This window comes from Mesorhizobium sp. BH1-1-5 (assembly GCF_020165615.1).
Taxonomy (GTDB): Bacteria; Pseudomonadota; Alphaproteobacteria; order Rhizobiales; family Rhizobiaceae; genus Mesorhizobium.
Map to the genome: position 1 here is coordinate 145,305 of NZ_JAIUIM010000011.1, position 14,036 is coordinate 159,340.

The following is a 14,036-nucleotide window of genomic DNA, read 5'->3' on the forward strand; positions in this document are numbered from 1 at the left end:
GCTGCGGCTTCGAGTTTTAAAAAGGGGCGCATCGACGCAGGCCTTGGGCCCGTCACCAGCGCCGGCAGCCAGGAAACACGACAATGAAGGCCGATATCCATCCCGACTACCACACCATCAAGGTCGTCATGACCGATGGCACCGAGTACCAGACCCGTTCGACCTGGGGCAAGGAAGGCGACACGATGAACCTCGACATCGACCCGACCACGCACCCGGCCTGGACCGGCGGCCAGCAGACCCTGCTCGACCGCGGCGGCCGCCTGTCGAAGTTCAAGAAGCGTTTCGAAGGTTTCGGCCTCTAAGCCGGATACGTCTGTCGGATTTGAAGAACCCGCCTTCGAGGCGGGTTTTTTGTTGGCCGCATCCCTTCTTTCTCCTCGTTCAACGGAGAGAAGGTGCCCGAAGGGCGGATAAGGGGCAGCGCCGAAGCTGAAGTTCAAGGTTGGTTCCTCGCCCCACGCAGTGGGGAGAGGTGGCTCGGCGAAGCCGAGACGGAGAGGGGAGCGCCCTACGAAGGCCCCCGCTCCGTCCGCTTCGCGGACATCTCTCCCCGCCCTTGGCGGGGGCGAGGAACCCAAGCCTTGCGACGCTGCGGAAATCGTTCCTACCCGCCCACCAGCTCCCTCAGCGCCATAGCCTTATAGGCTGCGACCAGCCTGTCGCCCTCTTCGCGATCGACGGAGATTGCCAGCCGCACGGCGGCCTCGCCCATCTGCCACACCAGGAAGGCCGTCGTTTCCAGCTGGACCGGATCGGCATCGGGCCGCAGTCGCTTCAGCACCGCGACCAGGAATTCGGCATTGGCGCGGCTGTCGGCCAACTCGAGCGCGCGCAGCGCCTTGTCGGCCTGCGTGCCGGACCAGACGTCGCGTATCACCGGCTCGGCCAGAAACAGCTGGTAATAGATGTCCACCAGCTCTGAAAACGCGCTCTTGAAGCCCTCGGCGTCGCCGACGTCCTTCAGCGCCGCCGAGATGCAGGCCTGGCTTTCGGCCGTGTAGCGCTCGGCCAGCGCCCAGACGATCGCCCGCTTGTCCGGAAAGAACTGGTAGAGCGAGCCGATCGACACCCCAGCCCTTTCCGCCACCTCGCCCATGCGCATCGCATCGCTGCCTTGCTCGGCGATCAGCGCCGAGGCGGCCGCAAGCATGCGCTCGACCCGCTCGCGGCTGCGCTGCTGGCTCGGCGACCGGCGCGGCGAAGCGATGACGGCCTGGTCCGGCTTGGCCGAGACTTTTTCATCCATGGTTCTCTCCGGGCGATTTCCGAAAACTGGCTTGACTTACAAAATACGAGGATTTATCACGTTTTGCAAATGTGAGGATAACTCATGTTTTTGAGGGAATCGAGATGACTGACACGACACAAAAACCGATTTTGATCCTGGGCGGCACCGGCAAGACCGGGCGCCGGCTGGCCGAGCGGCTGACTGCAAAGGGCATTCCCGTGCGGATCGGCTCGCGCAGCGGTACGCCGTCCTTCGACTGGCAGGACAGGGAAAGTTGGGACGCGGCACTCGAGGGCGTCGGCGCCGTCTACATCAGCTACTATCCCGACATCGCCGTGCCGGGTGCCGCCGAAACCGTCGAGGCGCTGGCCCGGCTTGCGGTGAAACGCGGCATCAGGCGGCTGGTGCTGCTTTCCGGCCGTGGCGAGACCGAGGCGCAGCGCGCCGAGGAGATGGTCAAGGCCTCGGGCGCCGACTGGACGATCCTGCGCTGCTCCTGGTTCTCACAGAATTTCAGCGAAGGCTTCCTCGTCGAAAACATCATCGAAGGCGAAGTCGCCCTGCCGGTCGGCGCTGTCGGCGAACCCTTCGTCGATACCGACGACATCGCCGATGTCGCCGAAGCCGTGCTGACGCGGCCCGGCCATGTCGGCCAGCTCTATGAGCTCACCGGCCCGAGGTTGCTGAGCTTTGCCGACGCTGTCGCCGAGATCGCCAAGGCCACCGGCCGCGACATCCGCTTCCGCCGGATATCGCATGCCGAATTCACGTCAGCCGTGGCTTCCCACAACTTGCCGCCGGAGTTTGCCTGGCTGCTCGACGAGCTCTTCACCGAAGTGCTCGACGGCCGCAACGAGACGCTGACCGACGGCGTGCAGCGCGCGCTCGGCCGCCGGCCGAAGGACTTTTCCACCTATGCAACCGAAACCGCCGCCACCGGCATCTGGAGTAACTGAGATGATGAAACTTGTTCCCACCCTCACCTTCATCGCCGCGATCGGTTCCGGCGTCGTCGGCGGCGTGTTCTTCGCCTTTTCCAATTTCGTCATGGCCGCACTTGCCCGGCTGCCCGTCCCAAGCGGCATCGCGGCGATGAATTCGATCAACATCACGGTCATCACGCCGACCTTCATGGCGGCGCTGTTCGGCACCGGCCTCATCTGCCTGGTGCTCATTGCCGCCGTTTTCCTTGGCTGGAGCCAGTCCGGCTCGTACTGGCTGCTTGCCGGCGCGGTGATCTATTTCGTCGGCAATCCGCTCGTGACCATGGTCTTCAACGTTCCGCTCAACGACGCTTTGGCCGCCGTCGACCCGGCCAGCGCCAACGGCGCCGCCGTGTGGGCGAACCATCTGAGCGAATGGGTGATGTGGAACCACGTCCGCACCATCACGGCCATCGTGTCGATGGCCTGCTTCATCATGGCGCTGATCTGAGGACGGGCAGCCCGCGAGTGCGAAAGACTCCGCCTCAGGCGGGGTCTTTCGATTTATGGCCTTTGCGGTCGGAGTGGCCAAGATCCCGATCCGGATCGATGACATCGCGGACCAGTTGCTTGAGCTTCGCCGCATCCGGAAAACCGCCATCGCGCTTGCGGTCCCAGATGAGTTGGTCGTTGCAGGAAATGGTGAAGATGCCGCCGGTCCCCGGCACCAGCGTCAACTCGCCGAGATCGGTGCCGAAGGTGGACAACAGTTCCTGTGCCATCCAGCCGGCCCGCAGCAGCCACTGGCACTGCGTGCAGTAGGTGATGCGGATGACGGGAAGCGGCTGCGAATTCATCTAGGAACCGGGCAGCCGATCACGCCGCGCTGAGCTTGGCCATGGTTTCGTCGTCGACCTCGAAATTGGCGTAGACGCTCTGCACATCGTCGTCATCTTCGAGCGTGGCCACCAGCTTCATCAGCGACTGCGCCCGCTCTTCGTCGACCGGGACGTTGTTCTGCGGCTGCCAGATCGGCTTGACCGACTCCGCCTCGCCGAGCGCTGCTTCCAGCGACTTCGACACTTCGCCGAGATTTTCGAAGCCGCAATAGATGGTGTGGCCTTCCTCGTCGGACTCGACGTCGTCGGCGCCGGCTTCGATCGCGGCTTCCATCACCTTGTCGGCGCTGCCGGCGGAAGCCGGATAATAGATTTCGCCGACGCGGTTCCACATGAAGGACACCGAGCCGGTTTCGCCGAGCGCCCCGCCGGCCTTGGTGAAGGCGGCGCGCACATTGGAGGCCGAGCGGTTGCGGTTGTCGGTCAGCGCCTCGACGATCAGCGCCACGCCACCCGGACCGTAGCCCTCATAGCGCACCGCTTCGTAGTTCTCGGCATCACCCATCGACGCCTTGTTGATGGCGCGCTGGATGTTGTCCTTGGGCATCGACACCGCCTTGGCGTTCTGCACCGCGAGGCGCAGGCGCGGGTTCATCGATACATCGGGCGTCCCGCTTTTGGCGGCGACGGTGATTTCGCGCGCCAGCTTGGAAAACATTTTCGACCGCACCGCGTCCTGGCGGCCCTTGCGGTGCATGATGTTCTTAAACTGCGAATGGCCAGCCATGGCACCCCTGTCGTGTTCGGCTAGAGCGTCGCGGAGCGAAATGAGACCATTTCACCATCCGCGACTGCTCGAATTCAATTTAGAACGCTCCAGGCATGCCTGCGAAGGCGCGCGGCGCTCTTTATCGGAATGGCCGGCTTATAAATAAATCGGCTCAATTCGTCCAGACGCGCCGTCACTTCGGCGTTGAGCCGGCCCGTTCATCCCTCCAGATCGGATTTCAGCCGGTCGAGAATGCTGATCGCATGGCCGGCATATTGGCTGATCCAGCGATCGTGGATCTGCCTTATCGGCAAGGCATTGAGATGGTTCCAGCGCTCGCGCCCCTCGCGCTTCGCCACCACCAGGTCGGCTTCCTCCAGCACCTTGAGGTGCATCATCACCGTGCAGCGGTCCATGTCCGAAAAAGCCTCGCACAGCATGCCGGTGGTCTGCGGCTGATCCTTCAGGCGATCCAGCAACTCGCGCCGGCGCGGATGCGCCAAGGCCTTGAAAACATGATCATCCGTGGTTTGGCTTGACATGTTATGTTTCTATAACATATCGTTTGAGCAAGCAAGGAAGGAGCTGTGGATATGTCCCTTGGATTCAGTATCTCCGGGCGCATCGGCAAACCGGTCGCCGAGGTCTTCGACGCCGTCGTCAACCCGACGAAGCTCAGCGGTTATTTCACCACCATTGGCGGCGCCTCGGCTCCCCTTGTCGCCGGCACCACGGTCACCTGGTGGAAGATGGTGCCGGTGGAGGTCGACGAAGTGACGAAGGACAAGCGCATCGTGCTGCGCTGGGACGCCACCGACACCGGCGGCAAACCCACCTACAAGACCCGCATCGAGATGAATTTCGAGCCGCTCGAGGACGGTGGCACCTTCGTCACCATTGCCGAGCAAGGCTGGCACGAAGGCGAGGTCGGCCTGAAGAAATCCTACCTCAATTGCGAAGGCTGGTCGCAGATGCTCGCCTGCATGAAGGCCTATCTCGAATACGGCATCAATCTGCGCGACGGCTATTACCGCAGCGAGCTGAAGGGCGAGCCGGCCAACGAAACGAACATCTGAACAACGGAGGTTGCCGATGACGAAAGTGACGCCATTCCTGATGTTCGAGGGAAAGGCCGAGGAGGCCATGACCCTCTATTGCGAGACCATTCCCGAAAGCAGCGTCCTCGACGTCACGCGCTACGGTGCGGGCGAAGACGGACCCGAAGGAACCGTCAAGCTGGCGCGGGTATCCATCGGTGGCGTGGAGGTCACGGTCTTCAACAGCCCGGTCCATCACGCCTTCACCTTCACGCCGTCCTTTTCCTTCTTTGTCGACTGCTCGTCCGAAGAGGAGCTGGAGCGTATCGTCGGCGTTCTTTCCAAGGATGGCAGCTTCCTGATGCCGACCGGCAGTTACGGCTTCAGCCGTCGTTTCGCCTGGCTCAACGACCGCTTCGGCGTCTCCTGGCAGATCAACCTGCCATGACAGGACGCACTTCCGTCACCAGGACAACACCCCAACGCATGGAGAAGCGCATGAACGCGGAGATCGCCGGCGGCGTCAACATCGCCATGAAGGTGCCGTCGCACCAATATGAGGCGACCATTGCCTTCTATCGCGATGTCATCGGCCTGAAGCCGTTCACCGCCAAGGCGCCGGCGATCGGCTTCGAGCTCGGCCCCAATCGCCTCTGGATCGATGAGGCGCCGGCGATGAGCCAGGCCGAAATCTGGCTGGAACTCTTCACCTCGGATTTTGCCGGCGCCGCCGATCACCTCGGCAAGCCGGGTGTCGTGCGCTGCGACGCCATCGAGCCGCTGGGCGAGGGCTTCCGAGGCGGTTGGATCATCAATCCGGCCAACATCGTTCACATGCTGCGGGAGCCGGACGCTTGGTGACCTGTTTCGAAAAGGAGAACGCAATGGAGATCAAGGAAGCTCCCACCGCTGAAGCCGCCATGCTGATCCGCCGGCCGGTCGCTGAAGTCTTCGAGGCGATCGTCGAACCAAGCATCACCACGAAATTCTGGTTCACGCATTCCAGCGGCCGGCTGGACGAGGGTAAGCCGGTCGAATGGGAGTGGCGCATGTATGGCGTCTCGACCAGGGTCGAGGTCAGCGAGATCGTTCCCAATGAAAAGATCGTCATGCGCTGGAGCGATCCGCCGACCACAGTCGTCTGGACCTTCACTGAAATGCCCGCCGACACCACTTTCCTCGAAGTCCACAATTTCGGCTTCGCCGGCTCCGGCGACGAGCAGGTCAACCAGGCGGTCGGCTCGACCGGCGGCTTCTCGCTGGTGCTGGCCGGCGCCAAGGCCTGGCTGGAACAAGGCCTGACGCTCGGCCTGATCGGCGACCGTCACCCGAAGGGTTTGTAGAAGGCTAGGATCGACGCCGCTCCTGCTCCATCACATAGCGGCGAAGCACCCGGTTGATTTCCGTTTGATAACCACCGCCCTTCTCTACATGCTCTCTGAACCAAGCGAGCACGTCGGCATCGAGACGAATGGTCACGGGCTGTTTGAGGGGCCGGTAGAACTCTCCCCGGCGAGCGTGGACCCAGTTCTCTGCCGGCACTTCCGGAATATCCAAAGTGTCGATCTGGTCGTCAGGCAGATCGGCCAGCTTGGCCAGTTGATGACGCTGATCCTGGCTAAGGTCCTTCCTGCTCATAGCGCCTCCTTTCATGCGGGGTGGCCTTGCGAGCACCGACAATTCTAACACGTTCTTCGTCTGCCGCGGTCGGGTACGTGTGAACAACGAGCAGGATCACCTGAGTTCCAACCATGCCGATCGCATGCCATCGCTGTTCTCCGTCCTCAAAACGATCGGGCACAATCAGATGGAGCGGATCGTCGAAAATCTTCTTCGCGAGGTCAAAAGGCGACGCCATGTTTGGCAAGGTTGCGCCGGGCTTTTTCGGGATCCCAATCGAACCGCATCGCGCTCTCTCAACATACGATTATGTACGTACAAATCTGTAAGAGTCAAGACGTCAATGCCCGCCGCCGGTCCTTTGCTTCTTGCGATTCCTTGCCAGCATGTTGAGGCCCTCGACCAGCGCCGAAAAACCCATGGCGGCGTAGATGTAGCCCTTGGGCACGTGGTAGCCCATGCCGTCGGCGATCAGCGTCATGCCGATCATCAAGAGGAAGCCCAGCGCCAGCATGACGATTGTGGGGTTCTTGGCGATGAAATTGGCGAGCGGCGTCGCCGCCAGCATCATCACGCTCACCGCCACGATCACGGCGATATACATGATGGCGATCTCGTCGGTCATGCCGACGGCGGTGATGATGGAATCGATCGAGAAGACGAGGTCGAGCAAGAGGATCTGGAAGATGGCGCCCGCGAGGCTCATCTGCAGCGTGCCGCCGACCATCGTGTCCTGATGGCCCTGCGGATCGACCGTGTGATGGATTTCCTTGGTTGCCTTCCAGACCAGGAACAAGCCGCCGGCGATCAGGATAAGGTCGCGCCAGGAAAAGCCGTGGCCGAAGGCCGTGAACACCGGCGCCGTCAATTGGACGATGATCGAGATGGTAGCGAGCAGGATGAGGCGCATGATCAGCGCCGCCGAGATGCCGAGCCGGCGCGCGCGGGCGCGCTGCGCTTCCGGCAGTTTGTTGGTCAGGATCGAAATGAAGATCAGATTGTCGATGCCGAGCACGATCTCGAGCACCACCAGGGTCAAAAGCGCGACCCACGCGGTCGGATCGGAAACAAAGTGAAAGTGCGGCGCCAGAAATTCGACAAGCTGCATGGAGGTCGTCCCCTCTACGATCTAGAGCAGTGTTGCCGGCAATTAGGTACTTTGCACACTCATATCAATGTCACGACCAGAAGGACGGCGCCGTTTCTTCCAGCCGCGGCCCGCGACGAAACGGCGCGATCTTCTCCGCAAGCCCGGTACGGTCGGAAATATCGACGCCGACGCCGCAGAGCGTCGCTGGCCCCGAAGCCGCCTCGAAACGGCCCTTCGGCACCTTGGAAAGAAACCGGTTGAGCGGCTCTTCCTTGTCCATGCCGAGCGAGGAATCGTAGTCGCCGCACATGCCGGCGTCCGAAATATAGGCGGTGCCGCCATTGAGGATCTGATGGTCCGCGGTCGGCTGATGCGTATGCGTGCCGACCACGAGGCTGGCGCGGCCGTCGACGAAATGCGCGAAGCACATCTTCTCAGACGTAGCCTCGGCATGGAAATCGACGATCGCGGCATCGGCCTGCTCGCCGAGCGGACAGGCGGCAAGCTCGCGCTCGCCGGCCTGGAACGGGTCGTCGAGCTCGGGGTGCATGAAGACGCGCCCCATGATGTTGGTGACCAGCACGCGCGCGCCGTTGCGCGCGATGTAGACGCCCGAGCCACGTCCCGGCGTGCCCTTGGGAAAATTCGAAGGCCGCAGGAAACGCTCCTCGCGCGGCGCGAAGATCAGCGCATCCCGCTGGTCCCAGACATGGTTGCCGGTGGTGACGACATCCGCGCCCGCGGCGAGCGTCTCGCGAAAAATCTCCTCGGTGATGCCGAAGCCGCCGGCGGCATTCTCGCCATTGACGATGACGAAATCGAGCTTGAAGTCGGAAATCAGCCCCGGCAGCTGTTCCCAGACTGCCGTGCGCCCCGTTTTGCCAACCATGTCGCCGAGAAATAGGAGTCTCATGCGGCGCTACGCGTCCCGAGCGCCCTCGACACCGTTTCCGGCTCCTTGGCGATAACCTGCAAATAGGCCTGCGCCGCCTGGTCGGGCTCCGTTCTGCCCTGCTCCCAGTCTCTAAGCGTGCCCAGCGGAATGCGGTAGCGGATGGAGAATTCCTCCTGGGTAAGATGCAAGGCCCGACGGATCACTTTGACACGCGCGACAGGCGCCAGTCCGGGCCGGTCCGCGCTGAGCGGAGGATTATCCTTGTCCGCCAAAGCGCCAGCCTCCGCCTCCGCGTCGCTCATGGCTCGTAGACGATCCCAATCGGATTCAGTCCCGGAGTGCTTGGTCATATGCTTTCTGCTCATGGCGTGTCGCCTTTCTGGCGGAGATCAGTCTTATTCGGTCGCCGCGTTCGGTGTAAACCACCGTCAGCACCAATCCATTGACGATACCTATGCCGATGAAGCGCTCCTCTTCGTAATCCATGGAGCGATCCGAATAATGCAGAGCATGGATGTCGTCGAACAGGCGCTTGGCATCCGCAAATGCCACACCGTGCTTGGCAAGATTGCTCGCTGCTTTCTCGTCATCCCACTCGAATTCGACCATGTCGAACTACTGGATTTCCGTAGTATTCGCCAGACAGGCTCGAACGTCAAGCGTGGGTGGCAACCGGTCCTAATGCCGGCCGAAAGTGCCGGACTGCTGTTGCCTTGCGCCCGACATGCGGGTGGCCGCGGACATCATCGGCGAGGTCGGCGGCGCGTTGCGCCCGCGCAGCCAGAAGAACCAGACATAGAAGGCGACGAAGCCGCCGGTGACCGCAAGCAACAGCAATCCGCCACGCCAGCCCTTCATCGCCGCGGTATCGAGGTTCGATGGATCGGCGGGGTCGTAGTAGAATTCTATCCTGTCGCCCTTGGCCGCCGTGTAGAGACCGACATCCTTGCCCTTGCCGGACCATGTCGTCGGCGCGTCGTTGGCGACATAAGCCAAGGCGACATCGATGCCGTCCGTCTTGAGGCCGTTCGCCTGCATTTCGCTGTAGGGACTGACATCCGTCACGGTGGCGACCGTGCGCTGCCAGGCGGCCTGGTGATGCAGCGAGGTTGCGATGATGTGCGACGCCATCAAGAACAGGATCACCGCGATCAGCGCGAACGGCATCAGCAGATAGCGCGCAAGAACAAACACCACGACCCCCGCCGGCTCGACTATAGCTGCGGGACTATTATCCGACTTGTCTTCGGAACGCGTTAAGCAGGTCGCGATAGTTTAAGCGATATCGAAGCGGCGCAACCCGCTCTCAGTCAGTATTTCCGCAATGATGACGTCGTGGTCCTCTTCCGGCACCCGCTCGACTTCCTGGCAGTCGAAGGCGATGCCGATCAGCCTGGGCATGATGCCCTTGTCGGCGAGCCTGGCGATGGCGCGGTCGTAATAGCCGGCGCCGTAGCCGATCCGGTGGCCGCGGGCGTCGAAGGCGGCGAGCGGCACCAGCATCAGCGTCGGGTCGAGCACTTCCGCCTCCTCGTGCGGCCCGACCGTGCCGAACCCCATCTCGACCATCGGCGCGCCGCGCACAAGCTCGCGGAACACGATCGTGGTCTTATCGAGGATCGCCGGCAGGCAGAGCCTGGCGCCCTTCTCGCGCAGCGCGAACATCAGCGGCCGCACATCGACCTCCGAGCGCATCGGCCAGAAGCCGGAGACGACCCGGCCGGGCTCGAAGTCGATTTTCTCCTTCGCGGTCTCGGCCATTTCCAGCGCGATTTCGACGCGCCAGAATTCGTCGAGCGCATCGCGTCGCGCCAGCGCTTCCTTGCGAAGCTGTTTTTTCAGGTCTTTTGAAGGTGACATGCGCCGACGGTAGAGATGACCAGATCTGGGCGAAGTTGCAGGAGCGACGTTTTCTACCGCATGGTTCTCAAAATCGGGAGAGTGACGATCCACACAACCGGTGGAGATGTCGATCCCGGGTGCCTACAAAGTAGGTGGGCGCCGTGTGAGAAAACCCACGGGTCTTCCCAGGGACAGCTCCCTAAGGATCGATAAGGCCCCGGGGATAAGTTTCTCCTGCCGGGAAGCGCAGACCGCCGGAAGCAAATATAGGCCGATGGTTAGCCGAGCGCCAGAGATAGGGCGTCGTGGTCGACGTTATTCTCACCCTCCATATCCCAGCCTTGCGCGCATGCGCATGGCTCCTTAGGGTCCAGCCGCACGGACAGGAGAAAAGATGCGTTTCGAAGGCACCGCGGCCTATGTCGCCGACAAGGATCTGATGGTTGCGGTCAACGCCGCGATCGCGCTGGAACGGCCCTTGCTGGTCAAGGGCGAGCCCGGCACCGGCAAGACCGAACTTGCGCGTCAGGTCGCATCGGCACTCGGGCTGGAGTTCATCGAATGGAACGTCAAGTCGACCACCAAGGCGCAGCAGGGCCTCTACGAATATGACGCCGTCTCGCGGCTGCGCGACAGCCAGCTCGGCGACGAGCGCTTCAACGACATCGCCAACTACATCAAGCGCGGCAAGCTGTGGGATGCCTTCGCGGCGCGGAAGAAGGTCGTGCTCCTGATCGACGAGATCGACAAGGCCGACATCGAATTCCCCAACGACCTGCTGCAGGAGCTCGATCGGATGGAGTTCTTCGTCTACGAGACCGGTGAGACCATCCGCGCCGATTTCAGGCCGATCGTCATCATCACCTCCAACAACGAGAAGGAACTGCCGGACGCTTTCCTGCGCCGCTGCTTCTTCCACTATATCCGCTTCCCCGACATCGACACGCTGCACCGCATCGTCGAGGTGCACTACCCCGGCATCAAGCAGAATTTGGTGCGGGCGGCGCTCACCCAGTTCTACGAGATCCGCGATGTGCCCGGCCTGAAGAAGAAGCCCTCGACCTCCGAGGCGCTCGACTGGATCCGCCTGCTGGTCGCCGACGACATCGCGCCCGAAGATCTGCGCGCCGACCCCAAGAACATGCTGCCGAAACTGCATGGCGCGCTCTTGAAGAACGAGCAGGACGTGCATCTGTTCGAGCGCCTGGCCTTCATGGCGAGGCGCCAGCAATAGCGCTTTCCCCGTCCGTGGACCGTTGCCGACCAGTCGTCCTCAGCGCAGCTTCGGGCCTAAATGTTGGAGGAAAAAATGTCCGAGATCATCATCCGCCCGCTCGCGCAGTCCGACCACGCCGAATGGCGCCGGCTGTGGACCGACTATCTGACCTTTTACGAGACGAAGCTGCCGGAAGAAGTCTACGCGATCACCTGGAAGCGCCTGTTCACGGATGGCGAGTTCGAGCCGAAGGGTTTCATCGCCACGCTCGACGGCAAGGCCGTCGGCCTCACCCACTATCTCTACCACCGCTCCGGCTGGTCCGAGAAAAACAACTGCTACCTGCAGGACCTGTTCGCCGACCCGAAGGTGCGCGGCAAGGGCGTGGGCGCGGCGCTGATCAAGGCGGTGCAGGACGAGGCCGGCAAGATCGGCGTCAAGAACGTATACTGGATGACACACGAAACCAACGCCACGGCGCGCAGGCTCTACGACCATGTGGCGCGGCGGACAGGCTTCATCGAATACGATCTGCTATGAAGAGCGCGGGATTTAGCACTGCAGAGCGGGCTGAATGACTCGCTATATCGGAATTTTGGATGGCTCCAATAACGTGTGGGGCGTGCGGGTGCCTGACCTTCCAGGCTGCCACGGAGGCGGCGTAAGCCCCGAGCAAGCGATTGCCGACGCGGCGTTCGCCGTCTGTGAGTGGACCGAAGCTCGGATAGCGAAGCACTTGCCCGTTCCCAAACCGCGTGCGCTGGTGGATTTGTTGCGATCCGGCGAAATCGACAGTGCCAGCGGTGATTCCGCCGTGATCGTGAGACAGGGATAGCAAGTGTTCATCCCCTTCTTCCTCGAGCTGAAGGCCGCGCGGGTTCCCGTTTCGCTCAGGGAATATCTGTCGCTGCTGGAGGGGCTGGAAGCCGGGTTGGTCGATTATGACGTCGAGGCTTTCTATTACCTCGCGCGCTCGGCACTGGTGAAGGACGAGCGCCATATCGACCGGTTCGACCAGGTCTTCGCGCATGTCTTCAAGGGGGTCGAGGCGCTCGGTGGACCCGATGCCGTCGATGTCGCCAACATCCCGGAGGAATGGCTGCGCCGGCTGGCCGAAAAGCACCTGACCGACGAGGAGAAGAAGCTGGTCGAGGCCTTGGGCGGCTTCGACAAGCTGATGGAGACACTGAAGCAGCGGCTGGAAGAGCAAAAAGGCCGGCATCAGGGCGGCTCGAAATGGATCGGCACCGGCGGCACCTCGCCCTTCGGCGCCTATGGCTACAATCCCGAAGGCGTGCGCATCGGCCAGCACGAAAGCCGGCATCGCCGCGCGGTGAAGGTTTGGGACAAGCGCGAATTCAAGAATTTCGACGACACAGTCGAGCTCGGCACCCGCAACATCAAGGTGGCGCTGAAGCGGCTGCGCCGCTGGGTGCGCGAGGGCGCCGAGGAGGAGTTCGACCTGCCAGGCACCATCCATGCCACCGCCGAGCACGGCTATCTCGACGTCAAGACGCGGCCCGAGCGGCGCAATGCGGTGAAGCTTTTGATGTTCTTCGATGTCGGCGGCTCGATGGACGACCATATACGCGGCGTCGAGGAACTGTTTTCGGCGGCGCGCGCCGAGTTCCGCCAGCTCGAATATTTCTACTTCCACAATTGCCTCTACGAGCGCGTCTGGAAGGACAATCGCCGCCGCCTCGCCGAAACGATCCCGACCTTCGACCTGATCCACAAATACGGGCCGGACTACAAGGTGGTCGTCGTCGGCGACGCCTCGATGAGCCCCTACGAGATCGCCCATCCGGGCGGCTCGGTCGAGCATTGGAACCCGGAGGCCGGCAGCGTGTGGCTGGCCCGCCTGTTGCAGCAATGGCCGAACGCGATCTGGCTCAATCCCGAAGCCGAGAAGAACTGGCGCTACACGCATTCGATCCAGCTGATCAGCGATATCTTCGGCGGCCGCATGTTCCCGCTGACATTGGCCGGGCTTGAGGTCGCGACCAGGCAGTTGTCGCGCAAGCATTAGCCCACTTCCGCTGGAAGCGTCTGTAACAAACGCCTATGTTCCGACGAATACCCGTTGCAACCAACAACGAGCCGCCAAGGCCGAGGAGATTTCATGGACACGCACGCCTATCCCGTCACCCGCACCGATGCCGAGTGGCGCGCCCGGCTGACGCCGGAGCAATATGCCGTGATGCGTAATCACGGCACCGAGCGTCCCGGCAGCTGCGCGCTCCTCTATGAGAAGCGCGCCGGCACCTTCTTCTGCGTCGGCTGCGACCAGCCGCTGTTCGAATCCAAGCTGAAATTCGAGAGCGGCACTGGTTGGCCGAGCTTCAACGATCCGGTCCCGGGTTCGATCGAGACCACAGTCGACCGCAGCTACGGCATGGTCCGCACCGAATGCCATTGCGCGCGCTGCGGCAGCCATCTCGGCCATGTCTTCGAGGACGGCCCGCCGCCGACCGGCCTGCGCTATTGCATCAATGGCGTGACGCTGCGCTTCGAGACGACGGCTTGATGCCTCGGAACCGGCTTCGCAAAGGGCGGCTTCGGCCGCCCTTTTTC

Annotated in this window: 24 protein-coding genes and 1 other RNA gene; 12 read left to right on the plus strand and 13 right to left on the minus strand. The window is 62.3% G+C overall.

Annotated features, from left to right (window positions below):
- Positions 1–83 precede the first annotated feature (83 nt).
- Positions 84–305: a 50S ribosomal protein L31 gene (gene rpmE / locus LB572_RS16810; protein WP_027166741.1), complete on the plus strand. Its 222-nt coding sequence runs from the start codon at positions 84–86 to the stop codon at positions 303–305.
- Positions 306–607: 302 nt separating this feature from the next.
- On the opposite strand, the gene LB572_RS16815 is transcribed toward rpmE, so the two are convergent.
- Positions 608–1,249 carry a TetR/AcrR family transcriptional regulator gene (locus LB572_RS16815; RefSeq protein ID WP_224668472.1) on the minus strand — a complete coding sequence of 214 codons (642 nt, stop codon included), beginning with the start codon at positions 1,247–1,249 and terminating at the stop codon, positions 608–610.
- A 104-nt stretch (positions 1,250–1,353) separates the two neighbouring features.
- Here LB572_RS16815 and LB572_RS16820 point away from each other — a divergent pair, with 104 nt between their 5' ends.
- Together LB572_RS16820 and LB572_RS16825 are read left to right on the plus strand one after the other, a co-directional pair.
- On the plus strand, positions 1,354–2,187 hold the full coding sequence (locus LB572_RS16820; RefSeq protein ID WP_224668473.1) for an NAD(P)H-binding protein: 834 nt from the start codon (positions 1,354–1,356) through the stop codon (positions 2,185–2,187).
- A gap of 1 nt (position 2,188) precedes the next feature.
- Positions 2,189–2,665: a DUF1772 domain-containing protein gene (locus tag LB572_RS16825; protein WP_224668474.1), complete on the plus strand. Its 477-nt coding sequence runs from the start codon at positions 2,189–2,191 to the stop codon at positions 2,663–2,665.
- Positions 2,666–2,699: 34 nt separating this feature from the next.
- Here LB572_RS16825 and LB572_RS16830 read toward each other — a convergent pair whose 3' ends face one another.
- The 3 genes from LB572_RS16830 to LB572_RS16840 form a co-directional block, all read right to left on the minus strand.
- A complete protein-coding gene (locus tag LB572_RS16830; protein WP_224668475.1) occupies positions 2,700–3,011 on the minus strand; it encodes a SelT/SelW/SelH family protein in 312 nt (103 codons plus the stop codon).
- Positions 3,012–3,030: 19 nt separating this feature from the next.
- The gene (locus tag LB572_RS16835) at positions 3,031–3,780 is read right to left on the minus strand and encodes a YebC/PmpR family DNA-binding transcriptional regulator (RefSeq protein WP_140801777.1); all 750 of its coding nucleotides are present in this window, start codon (positions 3,778–3,780) and stop codon (positions 3,031–3,033) included.
- A 200-nt stretch (positions 3,781–3,980) separates the two neighbouring features.
- Entirely contained in the window at positions 3,981–4,304 is a 324-nt protein-coding gene (locus LB572_RS16840; RefSeq protein ID WP_224668476.1) for an ArsR/SmtB family transcription factor, read from the minus strand.
- 51 nt (positions 4,305–4,355) lie between these two features.
- Between LB572_RS16840 and LB572_RS16845 the strand changes: the two genes are divergently transcribed.
- The 4 genes from LB572_RS16845 to LB572_RS16860 are packed head-to-tail and all read left to right on the plus strand — an operon-like array spanning position 4,356 to position 6,142.
- Positions 4,356–4,838 carry an SRPBCC domain-containing protein gene (locus LB572_RS16845; RefSeq protein ID WP_224668478.1) on the plus strand — a complete coding sequence of 161 codons (483 nt, stop codon included), beginning with the start codon at positions 4,356–4,358 and terminating at the stop codon, positions 4,836–4,838.
- A 16-nt stretch (positions 4,839–4,854) separates the two neighbouring features.
- On the plus strand, positions 4,855–5,247 hold the full coding sequence (locus LB572_RS16850; RefSeq protein WP_224668479.1) for a VOC family protein: 393 nt from the start codon (positions 4,855–4,857) through the stop codon (positions 5,245–5,247).
- Between the two features lie 50 nt (positions 5,248–5,297).
- Complete coding sequence (locus LB572_RS16855; protein ID WP_224668480.1) at positions 5,298–5,660, plus strand: hypothetical protein; 363 nt, start codon at positions 5,298–5,300, stop codon at positions 5,658–5,660.
- Positions 5,661–5,683: 23 nt separating this feature from the next.
- Complete coding sequence (locus tag LB572_RS16860) at positions 5,684–6,142, plus strand: SRPBCC family protein (RefSeq protein ID WP_224668481.1); 459 nt, start codon at positions 5,684–5,686, stop codon at positions 6,140–6,142.
- Positions 6,143–6,146: 4 nt separating this feature from the next.
- Here the strand turns inward: LB572_RS16860 and LB572_RS16865 are convergent, their stop codons facing one another.
- From LB572_RS16865 to ssrS, 9 genes are all read right to left on the minus strand, one after another.
- Positions 6,147–6,437, minus strand: a complete 291-nt coding sequence (locus tag LB572_RS16865; protein WP_224668482.1) for a BrnA antitoxin family protein — start codon at positions 6,435–6,437, stop codon at positions 6,147–6,149.
- A complete protein-coding gene (locus LB572_RS16870; RefSeq protein ID WP_224668483.1) occupies positions 6,418–6,657 on the minus strand; it encodes a BrnT family toxin in 240 nt (79 codons plus the stop codon). The genes LB572_RS16865 and LB572_RS16870 overlap by 20 nt, the downstream gene beginning before the upstream one ends.
- A gap of 102 nt (positions 6,658–6,759) precedes the next feature.
- Positions 6,760–7,527, minus strand: a complete 768-nt coding sequence (locus tag LB572_RS16875; RefSeq protein WP_140801783.1) for a TerC family protein — start codon at positions 7,525–7,527, stop codon at positions 6,760–6,762.
- 70 nt (positions 7,528–7,597) lie between these two features.
- A complete protein-coding gene (locus tag LB572_RS16880) occupies positions 7,598–8,422 on the minus strand; it encodes a TIGR00282 family metallophosphoesterase (protein ID WP_224668484.1) in 825 nt (274 codons plus the stop codon).
- Positions 8,419–8,706 carry a helix-turn-helix domain-containing protein gene (locus LB572_RS16885; RefSeq protein ID WP_140801785.1) on the minus strand — a complete coding sequence of 96 codons (288 nt, stop codon included), beginning with the start codon at positions 8,704–8,706 and terminating at the stop codon, positions 8,419–8,421. The genes LB572_RS16880 and LB572_RS16885 overlap by 4 nt, the downstream gene beginning before the upstream one ends.
- 25 nt (positions 8,707–8,731) lie before the next feature.
- Complete coding sequence (locus tag LB572_RS16890) at positions 8,732–9,013, minus strand: BrnT family toxin (protein ID WP_224668485.1); 282 nt, start codon at positions 9,011–9,013, stop codon at positions 8,732–8,734.
- 69 nt (positions 9,014–9,082) lie between these two features.
- Positions 9,083–9,598 carry a DUF3592 domain-containing protein gene (locus tag LB572_RS16895; RefSeq protein WP_224668486.1) on the minus strand — a complete coding sequence of 172 codons (516 nt, stop codon included), beginning with the start codon at positions 9,596–9,598 and terminating at the stop codon, positions 9,083–9,085.
- Between the two features lie 81 nt (positions 9,599–9,679).
- Complete coding sequence (locus LB572_RS16900) at positions 9,680–10,264, minus strand: 5-formyltetrahydrofolate cyclo-ligase (RefSeq protein ID WP_224668487.1); 585 nt, start codon at positions 10,262–10,264, stop codon at positions 9,680–9,682.
- Between the two features lie 82 nt (positions 10,265–10,346).
- Positions 10,347–10,502, minus strand: a non-coding RNA gene (gene ssrS, locus LB572_RS16905) — 6S RNA.
- 138 nt (positions 10,503–10,640) lie between these two features.
- Between ssrS and LB572_RS16910 the strand changes: the two genes are divergently transcribed.
- The 5 genes from LB572_RS16910 to msrB all read left to right on the plus strand — a co-directional run bounded on the left by LB572_RS16910 (position 10,641) and on the right by msrB (position 13,989).
- Positions 10,641–11,480: an AAA family ATPase gene (locus LB572_RS16910; protein ID WP_224668488.1), complete on the plus strand. Its 840-nt coding sequence runs from the start codon at positions 10,641–10,643 to the stop codon at positions 11,478–11,480.
- Between the two features lie 75 nt (positions 11,481–11,555).
- Entirely contained in the window at positions 11,556–12,002 is a 447-nt protein-coding gene (locus tag LB572_RS16915; RefSeq protein ID WP_140801790.1) for a GNAT family N-acetyltransferase, read from the plus strand.
- A gap of 34 nt (positions 12,003–12,036) precedes the next feature.
- Positions 12,037–12,297: a type II toxin-antitoxin system HicB family antitoxin gene (locus LB572_RS16920; RefSeq protein WP_224668489.1), complete on the plus strand. Its 261-nt coding sequence runs from the start codon at positions 12,037–12,039 to the stop codon at positions 12,295–12,297.
- A gap of 3 nt (positions 12,298–12,300) precedes the next feature.
- Positions 12,301–13,491 (plus strand): vWA domain-containing protein, encoded by a 1,191-nt coding sequence (locus LB572_RS16925; protein ID WP_140801792.1) that lies wholly within the window; start codon positions 12,301–12,303, stop codon positions 13,489–13,491.
- A 93-nt stretch (positions 13,492–13,584) separates the two neighbouring features.
- Positions 13,585–13,989, plus strand: coding sequence for a peptide-methionine (R)-S-oxide reductase MsrB (gene msrB, locus LB572_RS16930; RefSeq protein ID WP_224668490.1), 405 nt, complete (start codon positions 13,585–13,587; stop codon positions 13,987–13,989).
- Positions 13,990–14,036: the final 47 nt, after the last annotated feature.

Bases quoted from the DNA above. Each gene is read 5' to 3' on its own strand.
- rpmE (WP_027166741.1), top strand. From the start codon at position 84: ATGAAGGCCGATATCCATCCCGACTACCACACCATCAAGGTCGTCATG.
- LB572_RS16815 (WP_224668472.1), bottom strand. From the start codon at position 1,249: ATGGATGAAAAAGTCTCGGCCAAGCCGGACCAGGCCGTCATCGCTTCG.
- LB572_RS16820 (WP_224668473.1), top strand. From the start codon at position 1,354: ATGACTGACACGACACAAAAACCGATTTTGATCCTGGGCGGCACCGGC.
- LB572_RS16825 (WP_224668474.1), top strand. From the start codon at position 2,189: ATGATGAAACTTGTTCCCACCCTCACCTTCATCGCCGCGATCGGTTCC.
- LB572_RS16830 (WP_224668475.1), bottom strand. From the start codon at position 3,011: ATGAATTCGCAGCCGCTTCCCGTCATCCGCATCACCTACTGCACGCAG.
- LB572_RS16835 (WP_140801777.1), bottom strand. From the start codon at position 3,780: ATGGCTGGCCATTCGCAGTTTAAGAACATCATGCACCGCAAGGGCCGC.
- LB572_RS16840 (WP_224668476.1), bottom strand. From the start codon at position 4,304: ATGTCAAGCCAAACCACGGATGATCATGTTTTCAAGGCCTTGGCGCAT.
- LB572_RS16845 (WP_224668478.1), top strand. From the start codon at position 4,356: ATGTCCCTTGGATTCAGTATCTCCGGGCGCATCGGCAAACCGGTCGCC.
- LB572_RS16850 (WP_224668479.1), top strand. From the start codon at position 4,855: ATGACGAAAGTGACGCCATTCCTGATGTTCGAGGGAAAGGCCGAGGAG.
- LB572_RS16855 (WP_224668480.1), top strand. From the start codon at position 5,298: ATGAACGCGGAGATCGCCGGCGGCGTCAACATCGCCATGAAGGTGCCG.
- LB572_RS16860 (WP_224668481.1), top strand. From the start codon at position 5,684: ATGGAGATCAAGGAAGCTCCCACCGCTGAAGCCGCCATGCTGATCCGC.
- LB572_RS16865 (WP_224668482.1), bottom strand. From the start codon at position 6,437: ATGAGCAGGAAGGACCTTAGCCAGGATCAGCGTCATCAACTGGCCAAG.
- LB572_RS16870 (WP_224668483.1), bottom strand. From the start codon at position 6,657: ATGGCGTCGCCTTTTGACCTCGCGAAGAAGATTTTCGACGATCCGCTC.
- LB572_RS16875 (WP_140801783.1), bottom strand. From the start codon at position 7,527: ATGCAGCTTGTCGAATTTCTGGCGCCGCACTTTCACTTTGTTTCCGAT.
- LB572_RS16880 (WP_224668484.1), bottom strand. From the start codon at position 8,422: ATGAGACTCCTATTTCTCGGCGACATGGTTGGCAAAACGGGGCGCACG.
- LB572_RS16885 (WP_140801785.1), bottom strand. From the start codon at position 8,706: ATGAGCGACGCGGAGGCGGAGGCTGGCGCTTTGGCGGACAAGGATAAT.
- LB572_RS16890 (WP_224668485.1), bottom strand. From the start codon at position 9,013: ATGGTCGAATTCGAGTGGGATGACGAGAAAGCAGCGAGCAATCTTGCC.
- LB572_RS16900 (WP_224668487.1), bottom strand. From the start codon at position 10,264: ATGTCACCTTCAAAAGACCTGAAAAAACAGCTTCGCAAGGAAGCGCTG.
- LB572_RS16910 (WP_224668488.1), top strand. From the start codon at position 10,641: ATGCGTTTCGAAGGCACCGCGGCCTATGTCGCCGACAAGGATCTGATG.
- LB572_RS16915 (WP_140801790.1), top strand. From the start codon at position 11,556: ATGTCCGAGATCATCATCCGCCCGCTCGCGCAGTCCGACCACGCCGAA.
- LB572_RS16920 (WP_224668489.1), top strand. From the start codon at position 12,037: ATGACTCGCTATATCGGAATTTTGGATGGCTCCAATAACGTGTGGGGC.
- msrB (WP_224668490.1), top strand. From the start codon at position 13,585: ATGGACACGCACGCCTATCCCGTCACCCGCACCGATGCCGAGTGGCGC.